Genomic DNA, 14,632 nt, shown 5'->3' on the forward strand with positions numbered 1-14,632 from the left:
TCATTAACACATTTTTTGAGAGCTGAAAAAAGCGCACTGTAAAACAAATATTAAAAGACCTTGATCTTATGATATTTTGAAAGTATCAATTTTTAATTATATCGCAAAGTATAACAATATGTGTTTTTAGCGGGTAAATTAGCACAACATGCAGAATTATGACCAGAAAATGAGCTTGATCTGCATAAACTTAAATAATTCCTAATAATCTGGTTCAGCACCAAATTATCATCGTGATAAAAGTTCTCCTTAAACTATTTCCAGTAGAGACATCTATTGACAAAATTCTGATATTGTAGCAACAAAACACGTAACCTGAGACATTCATTCCTTCGCATACACTTACCATTAAATATCTGTATTGTTTCTTTGGACTAACAGGATTTTTCTTAAGTTTTGGTGTTTTGACGCCTACCCAGGTATTAGCAAAATAATTGCAACAATCTAAGATAAATTTTCTCTCACCATATTACGCAAAGATTTTAGGTCTCTATTAAAAATCCGAATACCTTCTGCAATCTTTTCATTAGCCATGGGATCTTCATTTATCATCCATCTAAAAGATTTTTCATCCAAGAAAATTTTTTCCTCTTCAACAAGAGAATCACAAGAGAGTTTAGGACTTAAAGAACCATAATCATTATCAAGTTCTTGAAGGAATTTTGGTGAAATTGTTAATCGATCACAACCGGCCAAAGCTTCTATTTGTCCAATGCTACGAAAAGAAGCTCCCATAACTACAGTTTTTATTTCATTTACCTTATAATAATTATAAACTGACGAAACAAACAAAACACCCGGGTCTTCTTCAGGAACGTACTCCTTCCCTAACTTATTTTTATAATAATCAGAAATACGACCTACAAATGGTGAAATAAGAAAAACACCTGCAGCTGCACAAGCTATAGCCTGTGCTTTAGAGAAAATAAGAGTTAAATTGCAATCAATTCCTTCTTCTTGCAATATCTTTGCTGCACATATACCTTCCCAAGTAGATGCAATTTTGATAAGTACACGTTCTCTCTCAATACCTCTTTTCTTATAAGAATCAATAATAGCTCTTGCCTTATCTACACAGCCCTGTGTACTAAAAGAAAGATCTGAATCTATTTCTGTGGATATACGACCTGGAATTAAATCTACTAACTTTGCACCGATAGAAACCGACAAACGATCAGCAACAGCAACAACAGTATCTTCTTGAGAATAAACCTGCTTTTTACCCCATTTGATTGCTTCCTTAATAACATCAGAAAACATGCCAGACCTTAAAGTCTCTAAGACTATAGTAGGGTTAGTTGTACAATCAACAGGCTTAAACTTCTGTACTACATCAATATTACCAGTATCTGCGACAATGGTTGTCATAGAACGTAATTGCTCAAGTTTAGATATCATAATCTATAACCCTTTCAATAATGAAATTATCATTTCAAAATAAGTAGAAGCTAACAGTATAGTTATTATTAATAATATACGAAGATTGTAGACATTCAAAGATAAAATCTATTATTAGGGTTTCAAATTAATTTTCTTAATCCAAAAAATATGAACTCTATTTTATAGCGGATTATGTTTGAATTAGAATATAATAATTATTATATGCTATTAAAATTTCCAATCACGTGCTTTTAACACAATAAAATCTCTGAATACTTTTAGTTTTGCTGAATTTTTTAATGCATCAGGATAACAAAAATAAACATCAAAAGATGGCATATCCTTATCCGGCATTAATTTTACAAGGTTATGCTCTTGCTTTACAATGTAGTTTGGTAAAAGTGCTATACCAACCCCTAATATACAATAATGCATTACTGAAAGTTGACTATTGACCTGAAGATAGGGAATACGTAAATCATCAGAAGGACGTCCAGCATTCTCTAGCCAGTTAAAATCTGACATATAGCTCGGAATAAGATCTCCAAAAGTTATAATAACATGATTATCTAAATCCTCTAGAGAATCTATTTTTCCATAACGCTGTAAATAAAGAGGTGAAGCATATAAATTCATATGAATTGTAAACAGTTTACGCTGTATTAGATCAGATTGCTGGGGCTTACGCAATCGAATAGCACAATCAGCATGACGCATATTGACATCTAATTCTTCATTATCAAGAATAAGTTGTACCTGTATATCTGCATACAGCTGTAAAAATTCTTGAAGTTCACCAACCAACCAACTTTGTCCTAAATCTACTGTAGTTGTAATACGTAGCTTACCTGAAGGTTTTTTAGTTGCTTCAGTTAATTTTATTTTAACTCTCTCTAACTTCAAGAGTATATCATGTGCTGTCTTATAAAGACTCTCTCCTTGTTCTGTTAATATAAGTCCACGCGCATGACGATGAAACAACTTGACGCCCACTTCATCTTCAAGGCTACTTACCTGACGACTAATAGCTGACTGAGAAATATATAACTCCTCAGCTGCATGCGTAAATGAACCAGCTTCTGCTGCCGCATGAAAAATCCGTAGTTTGTCCCAATCAAACATAACTATCCTTTCACCTCCTCTCCATTTATCTTTACGCCAGACAAATAGCGCTCTACCTCTAATGCAGCCATACATCCCATAGCAGCTGCTGTAATTGCTTGCCGATAAACATCATCTGTTACATCACCAGCTGCAAACACTCCAGGTACGCTAGTTGCTGTAGAATCCGGTGCAGTCCAGATATAACCGTTGTTTTTAAACTTCAACTTACCATCAAATATCCCTGTCTCTGGTTTATGACCAATTGCAACAAAAACACCATCAATAGGAATTTCTGATATTTCTTTTGTTATTTTATTACATAAACGAACAGATGAAACAAAGGGAAGACGAGGTCGATCTGGAACCAAGCCGACTATCTCAATAAGCTCTGTATCCCAAATGATATCAATATTCGACTTAGAAAATAATCTCTCCTGAAGGATCTTTTCTGCCTTTAATGATGATTGCCTATGCACAACTGTTACTTTTCGAGCAAGATTTGAAAGGTATAAAGCTTCTTCAACAGCTGTATTCCCACCTCCAACAACTAAAACATTCTTATTTCGATAAAAGAAACCATCACAAGTAGCGCACGCAGATACCCCAAAACCCTGAAAAGTCTTTTCACCTTCCAAACCAATCCATTTTGCCTTAGCACCAGTCGCAATAATTAAACTATCAGAAAATAAAATTTCACCAGAATCTGTTTCTATAATAAAAGGATTATCTTTAAAATTGGTTGACTTTACATTATCTCTAACAATCTGCGTACCAAAACTCTCTGCTTGAAGTTGCATTTGTTCCATAAGCCAAGATCCCTGTATCAAATGCGCAAATCCTGGATAATTCTCTACACTCTCTGTCATCATAAGTTGACCACCTGGATCTATTCCAGATATTAAAATAGGATTAAGCATAGCACGTGCTGAATATATAGCAGCGGTATATCCAGCAGGACCCGAACCAATTATTAATACTTTGGTATGGCGGGCATTCATTATATTAAAATCCTCTCTTACACAAGATTATATAGCTATAAGGTAATAAGCTATAAGTAGCTTCTATCCTTAACTTTATTTAATAAAATAAGCTTATCTTGTAATTAGAAAAAAAGAATACACCTAGATGCTAAGAAAGATAGCAAAACCTTACTTTGAAATATAAAAATCCTAATAGGCATAAATATATAGATTTTTAAATCTATCTAATAAAAAAGAAGAATTTTTCAAATCAAATACCTTACAATTTTTATACACTGTTTAAAAAATATAACCCATAAAAATGCTCAAAAAATATACTTATAAAATCTAATAGATAATTATTATTTATAATAATAAATAAAATTAATCAACTATCAAGACTTTAATTTCAAAGATCTAAAACTCTTTACCTTGAAACAAGGCAGCTACCACCAAGAGATCGATAACGCTGACATAATCCACTTGCCTGCTCTTTTGTTTCTGTAAGAACATGAACACGATAAAATTTACCTTTCCCTGCAATTACTGTTTCACGAAACTCAACTTTCAATCCAGAAAGGATACTGTTATAGCGCTTTAATGAATCCTCCCAACTTCTTCTTGCTTCAGCTTCTGTTGGCAATGATGCAATTTGCATACCATATTTGCTAAATTCATTACCATTTTTAGAAACCACACTCTTCTGAACTGGAGGAACCTTAGTTTGAAAATCCTGAAATACGGAATGTTTACTATTAACAGAATTTTCTTTTTTACTCATAAGAACTACAGAATCTTCAATAGGACGCAGAGATGGAACAGGAATTTCATTTTCATCTCCTTTTTTAAAATCTTCAGAAGAGATATCCAAATCTTTTTGAGATTCTTGTATATTTTCAGAAGGAGGAGGACTAGAATTACTGTCTTGTTTTCCCTCTGGCATAGCTTCTTTTGGCTTAATACTGACAGTCCGTACTTTACTAGTAGAAAATTCAGGTATTACAGCAGAATCATCTTTATTACTTACAAAACCGTCGTTCCTTGGTGCATTCTTTGAAAAATCAATAGGTTCTTCTTGTGAATTAACTAATTTTTTCTGATTAGGAGTAGACACTTCATTTCCTGAAACATGATCATAAACTGCTTTATCCTGATTAGGAACAGCTTTCCCTCCTGGAATCGCAGGAATAACCTTAATAAGATCTTTAGCAGCAGCAATAACACGAGGCTCCCCATTTTGAGCACCAGAAAAATATCCAAGGTCTAATAAGGAATATGCGCCATATCCAATAACGATAATCAAAACACCTCCTGCTCCTATCCATAATTTACGACTCTTGGATGTAATTTCCCTAGAAGCTTGCATAGAAGAAGGATGTACAAATGAATCCTCTAATGCAGCAAAATTCTGAGCAGAATCGGGAAAAAAATTTTGAAAATCTCTATCTAAAGTATTTTTAAAATCATTATTGATGTTACCTAAGAAAGCTTTTGACGCTGTCTCGTGATGACTACGAGAAGAGCTCGCTTTCTTATTTTCAGAAATAAAACTTGCCATTTCTGTATCAAGATCCAATCCATATTCAGAAGTCCTGGAAAATGGCTGATCTGTTTCTATAGGCATAGAAGGAACGCTCAGATCATCAAGCATTTCCAAATATTCTTCAGAATCAACAATCTGAACAGGATCAAATCCTAAGTTATCTTCCCTTAAAAAATCAGAATTTTTAAAATGCGAATTTTGTCCCAAATCATGATCCTGGACATGTAAATCATCATGTAATGAGGAAGATACTTCCTGCCTTTGTAACGGATCTAATTCTTGTATATTTCCTAAAGCAGATAATTCTCGCTCAATTCCATCAAGATCAATCTCAAAACTATCACTTTTAACAGCAGTGTCTAGTGGAAGCATTTTATTCTTAAGATTGTATTCTGAAATTGCTTCCCTTATAGGATCAGATTGTGGATAAGATTCATAATCTTCAGAGAACCTAGAAGATTTAACGAATGGTTTATCATGCATATCTTTAGAAAAAGAACCATTTTTAGTAGAATGCCGATGCGGCATTTCTGAAGAAAAAGGAACTCCTTTCCCTGAATCAGGCAAATAATCAGCACTTTTAGATTCTTTTAATGAATTAGAAAAATTTACACGATGATTCCGATCAGAAGGATTATTCTGCTTCTGATGAATATTGCTTTCTATAGATCTAGGTTCACCAGGTCTTTCATTTTGAGATCGAAAATTTGCCAACGGCAAACGAAGTGCTGGTGACGAAAGATCTGTTTCTTTATTCTGAGCAGTTTCAGAATTTATATTATTATAATGACTGTTAGCACTATTAACTTTTTGCTCTTTCTTTCCTGCTTTACGAGCACGAGAAGAAATCAATGCATCAAAAGCACTTAAGGGTCTCTGAGATGGCAATGGCTTATTTAAGAAACCTCCTTCTCCCTTATTAACAGGCTTTTTATCATTTATAAAAGGTTTCGTACCTTGAGAAGGTTTATAACTATCAAAAGTTTTCAATAATTCTTGTTCAAGATTATAAACAAGATCTTTATTGTTTGATGGATGATCATCCCGCTTGTTAAAAGGATTTTGAAAATTCGACTTCCTATTAAGTCTATTGGAATAAGTTGGTCTTTTTTCCAAAATAGACTTATTCTTTTTATCAAAGACGAATTTTTTTCCTTCCATTGCTTATACCACCCGATAATTCGTCCTTATATCAAATATAATTCATTACATTTCATTAGGTGCTACAATCCCTGTTATAGCAAGCCCAGAGTTAAGAATAGACGCAACAGCATATATCAATCCCAATCTTGATAAAGTTAACATCATATCATCCTCTTTCACAAAACGTAACTCTGGAAACTCTTTTCCTTTATTCCAATAACTATGAAAAATGCTCGCAAGATCATATAGATAAAAAACAACTCTATGTGGCTCCTGAAAATTAATAGCATTTTCAATAACACGTGGATACTCTGCAAGTTTAATAATAATTTGTAATTCATTTGAATTATAAATATGTCCTTTAATTGACATTTGCATATTAAAAGGTTCCAGATCAATGTCCGGGAAAACATCCTTTGCTTGTCTAAATATAGACATACACCTTGCATATGCATATTGCACATAAAATACAGGATTATCCTTGGATTGCTCGACCACTTTTAAAAAATCAAAATCTAAAGGTTCTGAGTTTTTTCTCCATAACATCATAAAACGTACTGCATCACAGCCAACCTCATCAACAACATCTCGTAATGTTATGAATGTACCTGAACGCTTTGACATTTTAATAAGCGTACCGCCTCTATAAAGCTTAACAAGCTCACATAAAAGAAAAATAACTTTTACATTTCCCTCTGAAATAGCAGAAGCGACAGCTTCAAGTCTCCTGATATAACCGCTATGATCTGATCCTAAAACATAAATCATTTCATCAAAACCACGTTTATATTTATGTTTGAAATATGCCAAATCTGCAGCAAAATAAGTATATGATCCGTCTGATTTAATAAGTGGGCGATCAATATCGTCTCCAACAACAGTAGAACGAAAAAGAACCTGTTCACGATTACTTTCCCAATCTTCTGAAAGCTTCACTTTAGGAGGCGGCAAAATCCCTTTATATACATATCCCTTGAATGTCAGATCATTAATCGCAGTTCTTATATCAACTGCATCATCCTGATGAAGTGTCTGTTCAGACATAAATACATCATGCCTAATGTTTAAAGCCTCTAAATCAGACTTTATGATTTCCATGATTGATGAAATGGCATACTCTTTAACTATAGGCATCCACTCTTCTTCTGAGAGAGAACGTAAACCGGCACCGAATTTATCTTTCAACTTTTCTCCTAAAGGAACAAGATACTCACCTGGATAAAGTCCTTCCGGGATAATAGAAATATCCTCGCCTAGAGCCTGACAATAACGTAAAAAAGTAGAACGGGCCAAAATATCTATTTGAACGCCATAATCATTTATATAATATTCTCTTGTAACTTCATATCCAGAAAACTCCATAAGATTGGCGAATGTATCTCCTACAACAGCACACCTACAATGACCAACATGCATTGGTCCTGTTGGATTTGCAGAAACATACTCTATGTTAACTTTCCGTCCTTTGCCTATTAATAAACGACCATAATCCTTACCTTCCAAGATGATAGAATCAAGAACACGTACTAAATAGTCAACAGATAAACGCAAATTAATAAACCCTGATCCTGCGACAAAAACAGATACAACATCAGGATCTTTTTCTATTTCAGCAATAATCATTTTAGCAATAGATGAATAATCAAGCCCCAGAGGTCGCACTAAAACCATAGCAGCATTAGTTGACAAATCACCATGTTCTACATTACGAGGGCGTTCAACTATAATCTTTTTGAAGTCTATTTTTTCTATATTCTTCTTAACCAAATCAATAGATTCAATATATGTTTTAATACGATGACTAAAATCTGTAAACAGATGCATTATGTAACGATTCCACCAAAAAAGAATAAAAAACTTTAAAATATAACCTAATCACTAAAAAAGATCAGGAGTATTCTCAAACAAACAACGATGTGCTTCTACTGCATAAGTATCTGTCATTCCTGCAAGATAATCACCAACAAATCGAACTTTAGTAAATTCACTAACATTACTATTGTCTTGAATCTGAGAACGTGTATGCATTTTCCGCCAATCATCCATATAAACATTAAAAAGATCTCGTATAACTTGTGCTGCATTTTCACGAATTTTCATGATATTAGGATGATAATAAATTTTTGTTGATAACATTTTTTTGATTTTCTTATCTATTTCGCTCATTTTTTCTGAAAAACCTATAATTGAGTTATCTGCAAAACGGACATCGTCTGCTGACTGTGGTTTCAATATAGCCAATCTATATTGTGCCATTGCAATAACATCCTCAATCATTGCCGTAATCTGTCTTCGCATAATTTCATGTGCAAGACGTTCTTTATTCAAATTGGGATAACGTTTACGTAATTCAAAAACCTGCTGATTCAAGAAAGGAACCTCTTCAAGCATCTCGAAAGTAAGCAAACCTGAACGTAAGCTATCATTAACATCATGAGCATTATATGCTATATCATCAGCAATAGATGCAACTTGCGCTTCAAGACTAGGAAACGTAAAAAGTTGTAAATCATAATTTTGGCAATATTCCAAGAAAACTTTCGGAATAGATTTATTTATCTCTTCACCTTTAGGATTTAAAAAAGGCCCATTATGTTTTATTAAACCCTCCAGGGTTTCCCAAGTAAGGTTAATGCCATCAAAATCAGCATAACTACGTTCAAGTTTAGTAACAATACGAAAAGACTGAACATTATGATCAAAACCTCCATAAGACTCCAGTAAGTCGTGTAAAACTTCCTCTCCAGTATGTCCGAAAGGAGGATGACCAAAATCATGCACAAGCGCTACACTCTCAGATAAATCTTCATTAAGTTTCAAGGCACGTGCCAGCGATCTAGCAATTTGAGATACTTCAACAGTGTGAACAAGACGAGTACGATAATGATCCCCATCTTGTGCTTGCGGGAAAAAAACCTGTGTTTTATGTTTAAGGCGTCTGAATGCCGTTGTATGAATAATACGATCACGATCACGTTGAAACTCAGAACGTGTAAGGCTTTTCTCTTCAGGATAAATCCTGCCACGACTTTTCCATGGGTTTACGGCATAGACAGCGTTTTTCTCATAACCAAAACCTAATAAGTCGATGTTAATATCCATAATATATCACTCTTATTGTTCAACCCAATTAAAATCCATTGATTTTATATTAATTGTACGTATAGCATATTATAATAAATATAATTGTAGTTTGCATTTACCATTTACCATTTATTTTTTAATATCAAATCGTCAGAGGTAAATATATATGGAATCGATCATAAAAATTTCTGATAATGCTGCCACAAGAATAAGAACTCTCCTAACAACTGAAGTTGATAAAAAAGCTTTGCGTATTTCTGTAGAAGGCGGAGGTTGTGCAGGCTTCTCATATAAATTTGATTTAGTCTCAACATGCTCTGACGAAGATATTGTCTTCGAACAAAACCAAGCAAAAATATACATAGATAAAATCTCTCTTACATATCTAGTAGGCTCAGAAATTGATTTCGTTGATGATATCATCAGTAAATCTTTTCAAATAAAAAATCCAAATGCTGTTTCTGGCTGTGGATGTGGAACAAGTTTTTCTATATAGACGAAATAATAAGATGCTGCTACTAAAAATTGCAACTTGGAACATAAATAGTATACGAGCACATATTAATGATTTTATGGAATGGTTAGAAACAAACCATCCAGATATTGTCTGTCTCCAAGAAATAAAAACTCTAGAGGAGAGTTTTCCTGTTGATCGTATTGAATCTCTAGGATACCATATCGAAACTTATGGACAGAAAGCTTTTAATGGTGTAGCCATTATATCAAAGTTCATGCCTGAAGAAGTCCTTAAGGGACTTCCTGGAGATCCACAGGATACACAAGCAAGATTTATTGAAGCTGTTTTTTCAATAAATTCTCAAATACTGCGGATAGGAAACCTCTATCTTCCTAATGGGAATCCTTTCCTTTCTCCAAAATATAACTATAAGCTTGCCTGGATTGAACGTTTGCTATCTTTTGCAGAAGAACGCCTCTCTCTAGAAGAACCCTTTATCCTTGCAGGTGACTACAATATTATTCCAGAACCTCATGATTGCTATGATCCAGAAGCTTGGGAAAACGATGCATTATTTGTTTTACCAATACGGCAATCCTTTAAAAAACTTAAAAATCTTGGCTTCATAGACGCAATACGTGCTACAACTGATTCTGTTTTAGAGTATTCTTTTTGGGATTATAAAAACAATTCTTGGAATAAAAACAAAGGTATACGCATTGACCATCTCATGTTATCTCCAGAAGCAGCCAGTTATCTCCATTCAGCGTGGATAGATAAAGAATTAAGAAATTCTGAAAAGCCATCCGATCACGTACCTGTTAATATACAATTAACTATACCTTCTCCAAAATAAATTTACTTTTCTTTATATTCTATATTAACATCATTAGCTAAAACCATAGCAATACGACGATCTTCCTCATTCGCAGTAGCTAAAGCATGCTTTTGCAATGACTGTATCCATAAACAACTTTCAGATCGACAGCGAACAACAGCAGCTGTCATATATGCAAGACCCCGAGATATTTGACCTTCCTGAAACAAAATATTTCCAAATAATGCGATCGCTTTAATATGACCTCTTTTACGCGCCTGATAAAGCCATTTTTTTGCCTGTTGTATATCAACATCGCCTCCTTCCCCAGAAAGAAGCATCTTAGAAAATTGAAACTGTGCTTCTGGAACACCAAACACGGAAGCAAGTTGGAAATAAATTTGACGCGCTCGGAATAAATCAATACCCACTGGACTATTTTTAATACCATGTCGATAGTAATCAGCAAGAGCAAGCAAAGAATCTATAAAAAAAACTGTATCACTTGACCCTGGCTCAATTCCTTGGTTAGCAATTTCAATGTATATTTTAAAAGCCTGAAAAGAATTTTTTGGAGCCCCATCACCAAGGGCATACATATTTGCTATTGCCCAACGAGAAGCAATATATCCTTGTTTACTGGTATTACTATTATCATATGATGAAGTCAGTGAACTTTTCTCTCCATAGTAATCAAATACCGACCTCACCCAATTAACCTGCGCAGAATTTTTAGAAAAATTCATATCAAAGTTAATAAATAAACCACTATAGACACATAACGCTATCACAGAGAAAATAAGAAAAAATGACTTAAACCTCAATATACCATTAATGCATTGCATTTTTATTCTCTAACAATTATAAACTCATAAATACTAATAGCAAACCGCCGTGTTTCTATGTTTCACGAATAAAAAACCCTTACTTCTTAAAAAGAATATATTAAATCTATGTTTTTAGACTTAAAGATATTATCTAATTCTATCAGAATTTGAGTCTATTATTATGTTTCACAGTTAAGTCTTCTTATTTTATGGCAACAAATAGACAAATCGTACACCGTTTGAGGATAATCAAACTCCTTTAAAAGGTGTGTTTAAAATAGAACAGTACGATCCACATCTTTAACAACAAGAAATATAGTGCATCATACACTATTATGAATTTACTTTTAAAAAATATTCAAAAGCTTTTTTAAACAACTTTAAGAATATATTGAATATTTAATTCAATATATTCTTTACAAATATACTCTTACTTTAATCTTTTTGTTGTTTTATAAATTCTTAATTCTCGAAATCGCAAGCTCTAAAGATAACTTTCTTTTTTCAATTTCAGAAAGCTTTTCATATTCTGCTTCAACAATTTCAGTTTGAGCATTTTCTATAAATTTCTGATTAGATAATTTATCTTTGATACGATCAAAATTAGAATTAACTTTTAACAAGGCTTTATGAAGTCGATCTTTTTCAACAATAAAATCAACCAAACCTTTAAGAGGCAAGAAAAAAATTGCTTCATCAAGGATAATCTGTGCAGAATATTTTGGAATTTCCTTAGAAAATATTAAATCCTGAACTTGGGCTAAACGACATATTAAAGCTTGGTGGCGCATTAAACGCTCTTTAATCGACTGATTTTCACCAACAACGACTAAGGAAGTAATAGCTTTCGATGGAACATTCATCTCTTTACGCACAGAACGAATCTCAGAAATCAAATGAATAAGCCAATTAATTTCTTTAACAGCTATATCATCCCCATAAATGAGCGAAGGCCATTCTGCATGACACAATAAATCCTTCTCTTCTTTTTCAAAAAAGAAATTAGAATAAAGTTCTTCAGTAATAAAAGGCATAAATGGATGTAACAATTTACAAATTTGCTGTAATGTATAATAAAAACAAGAAGCAGTCTCAGATTTTAATTCAACATCTTCAATCTTAAGAAGAGGCTTAAGAAATTCTAAATACCAATCACATACTTCACTCCAAATAAAACGATAAAGAACACTCGCTGCTTCATTAAAATGTTGATTTTCTATAGATGTAGTAACTTCTTTGATAATACACGATAACCGTGAAATAATCCATTTATTAATCATAAAACTAATACTATCCGGATCAAAATGATTACTACCTTTTATATCATTGAGCTCAGCGAAACGAAAAGCATTCCAAATTTTTGTTGCAAAATTACGATATCCAACAATACGATTAGAATCTAATTTAATATCACGGCCCTGAATTGCCATTATTGCAAGGGTAAATCGTAAAGCATCAGAACCATATTGATCTATCAATCCAACTGGATCAATAACATTACCTTTAGATTTAGACATCTTCTGTCCACTCTTATCACGGACTAATGCATGTATATATACAACATGAAAAGGTACAATACCCTTACCTGTACTATCCTTAATAAAATGCACGCCCATCATCATCATCCGAGCAACCCAGAAAAACAATATGTCAAAGGCTGTTATCAAAACCCTCGTTGGATAATATGTTTCTAAATCAACAGTTTTTTTTGGCCAACCAAGCGATGCAAAAGGCCAAAGAGCTGAAGAAAACCACGTATCAAGTACATCTTCATCTTGCTTTAAAAGATCCTGAGTGGAATTATTTTGAATAAGGTCCTCTACGTAAGATTTTACCTCCCTATCACCATGGGCAAGATAATATTCTATTGCTGAAGACAATACCTCAGATTTTGTTTTTTCAACAAAAATTTTTCCATCAGGACCATACCATGCAGGAATCTGATGCCCCCACCAAAGCTGTCGGGAGATACACCAAGGCTGTATATTATTAAGCCATTCATAATAATTTTTCTCCCAATGCTTTGGGAAAAATACAGTTTCAGAATTCTTAACACAATCAATCGCAGGTTCAGCCAACCTCTTAGCATCTACATACCACTGTTCTGTCATACGGGGTTCAACAGGAATACCGGTCCTTTCACAATGAGGGACCGTATGCTTATAAGGCTCAATCTTATCAAGAAAATTCTGTTTCTCAAGAATGTTCAAAACTTTTAAACGAGCTTCAAACCTATCTAAACCATCTAACTCTTCAAGAAGATGCCTCTGTTCGTCAGATAATTGAAGACCATGTAAAAAATCTTTATTGTTTAGAAGATCAAGCTTTCCTTGAATAGTAAAGACATTTATTAAACCCAATCCGAGACGTTTAGCAATCTCAAAATCATTAAAATCATGGGCAGGCGTTACCTTAACAGCTCCAGCTCCAAAATTAGGATCAGGATAATGATCAGCTAAAATAGGAATACGACGGCCAATAATTGGGACATTGACAAATTTTCCAATAAGATCTTTATACCGTTTATCATTAGGATTCACTACAATTGCTGTATCACCAAATATCGTTTCAGGACGTGTTGTTGCAATAGTAATATAATTTCGAGTATCCCACGCTATAGGGTTACCTTTTTCATCCAAGTTAGTGGGAAAACGATAAGATAGCTCACTATCAAAAAAATATCTAAAATACCATAAATTACCATTAACCTCAACTTGATCAACTTCAAGATCAGAAATAGAAGTCTCAAGTTTAGGGTCCCAGTTAACAAGTCGGTTATCTTTATAAATAAATCCTTGTTTATAAAGAGTTACAAAAGCTTCAATAACAGCCTCAGACATTCCTTGGTCCATCGTAAATCGCTCACGTGACCAATCACATGATGCCCCAAGGCGTCTTAATTGTGTCAGAATACTACTACCTGACTCTTCTTTCCATTCCCAAACTTTTTTAATAAAGGCTTCACGACCTATTTGTAGTCGACTTGGCAAGTTCTGGGAAGACATATGACGTTCGACAACAATCTGAGTAGCAATACCAGCATGATCTGTACCAGGCTGCCAAAGAACATTTTTACCCCTCATCCGCTCGAAACGAACCAAAATATCTTGTAGCACACTATTAAGAGCATGCCCCATATGCAAAGAACCCGTAACATTTGGAGGAGGAATGACAATAGAAAAACTTTCTGCTTCTGGACTTGAATTTACTCCAGCACGAAATGCTTCAGCTTTTTCCCACTTACAAGCGATTCTTTGCTCAATAGAAGAACAATCATACGTTTTATTAAGCAAAACTAAAATAAACCTTATCTATTAA

The 14,632-nt window shown here is 33.7% G+C and carries 10 protein-coding genes; 2 read left to right on the forward strand and 8 right to left on the reverse strand.

What is annotated here, in order from left to right; all coding sequences use genetic code 11:
* Window positions 1-444: 444 nt before the first annotated feature.
* The 6 genes from tal to B488_RS04625 form a co-directional block, all read right to left on the reverse strand.
* Window positions 445-1,398 (reverse strand): transaldolase, encoded by a 954-nt coding sequence (gene tal, locus B488_RS04600; RefSeq protein WP_015273376.1) that lies wholly within the window; start codon window positions 1,396-1,398, stop codon window positions 445-447.
* A 210-nt stretch (window positions 1,399-1,608) separates the two neighbouring features.
* A complete protein-coding gene (locus tag B488_RS04605) occupies window positions 1,609-2,502 on the reverse strand; it encodes a LysR family transcriptional regulator (RefSeq protein WP_015273377.1) in 894 nt (297 codons plus the stop codon).
* A 2-nt stretch (window positions 2,503-2,504) separates the two neighbouring features.
* On the reverse strand, window positions 2,505-3,482 hold the full coding sequence (gene trxB / locus B488_RS04610) for a thioredoxin-disulfide reductase (protein WP_015273378.1): 978 nt from the start codon (window positions 3,480-3,482) through the stop codon (window positions 2,505-2,507).
* A 388-nt stretch (window positions 3,483-3,870) separates the two neighbouring features.
* Window positions 3,871-6,147 carry an SPOR domain-containing protein gene (locus B488_RS04615; RefSeq protein ID WP_015273379.1) on the reverse strand — a complete coding sequence of 759 codons (2,277 nt, stop codon included), beginning with the start codon at window positions 6,145-6,147 and terminating at the stop codon, window positions 3,871-3,873.
* A 45-nt stretch (window positions 6,148-6,192) separates the two neighbouring features.
* Window positions 6,193-7,953 carry an arginine--tRNA ligase gene (gene argS / locus B488_RS04620; RefSeq protein WP_015273380.1) on the reverse strand — a complete coding sequence of 587 codons (1,761 nt, stop codon included), beginning with the start codon at window positions 7,951-7,953 and terminating at the stop codon, window positions 6,193-6,195.
* A 54-nt stretch (window positions 7,954-8,007) separates the two neighbouring features.
* The gene (locus B488_RS04625; RefSeq protein ID WP_015273381.1) at window positions 8,008-9,231 is read right to left on the reverse strand and encodes a deoxyguanosinetriphosphate triphosphohydrolase; all 1,224 of its coding nucleotides are present in this window, start codon (window positions 9,229-9,231) and stop codon (window positions 8,008-8,010) included.
* A gap of 148 nt (window positions 9,232-9,379) precedes the next feature.
* On the opposite strand from B488_RS04625, the gene B488_RS04630 reads away from it, so the two are divergent.
* Together B488_RS04630 and xth are read left to right on the forward strand one after the other, a co-directional pair.
* The gene (locus tag B488_RS04630; protein ID WP_015273382.1) at window positions 9,380-9,709 is read left to right on the forward strand and encodes a HesB/IscA family protein; all 330 of its coding nucleotides are present in this window, start codon (window positions 9,380-9,382) and stop codon (window positions 9,707-9,709) included.
* Window positions 9,710-9,722: 13 nt separating this feature from the next.
* The gene (gene xth, locus B488_RS04635; protein WP_041770744.1) at window positions 9,723-10,526 is read left to right on the forward strand and encodes an exodeoxyribonuclease III; all 804 of its coding nucleotides are present in this window, start codon (window positions 9,723-9,725) and stop codon (window positions 10,524-10,526) included.
* Window positions 10,527-10,528: 2 nt separating this feature from the next.
* Here the strand turns inward: xth and B488_RS04640 are convergent, their stop codons facing one another.
* On the reverse strand, window positions 10,529-11,332 hold the full coding sequence (locus B488_RS04640) for a tetratricopeptide repeat protein (protein ID WP_015273384.1): 804 nt from the start codon (window positions 11,330-11,332) through the stop codon (window positions 10,529-10,531).
* A gap of 434 nt (window positions 11,333-11,766) precedes the next feature.
* Complete coding sequence (locus tag B488_RS04645) at window positions 11,767-14,607, reverse strand: valine--tRNA ligase (RefSeq protein ID WP_015273385.1); 2,841 nt, start codon at window positions 14,605-14,607, stop codon at window positions 11,767-11,769.
* Between the last annotated feature and the right edge of the window lie 25 nt (window positions 14,608-14,632).

Source organism: Liberibacter crescens BT-1, from assembly GCF_000325745.1.
Classification (GTDB): domain Bacteria; phylum Pseudomonadota; class Alphaproteobacteria; order Rhizobiales; family Rhizobiaceae; genus Liberibacter; species Liberibacter crescens.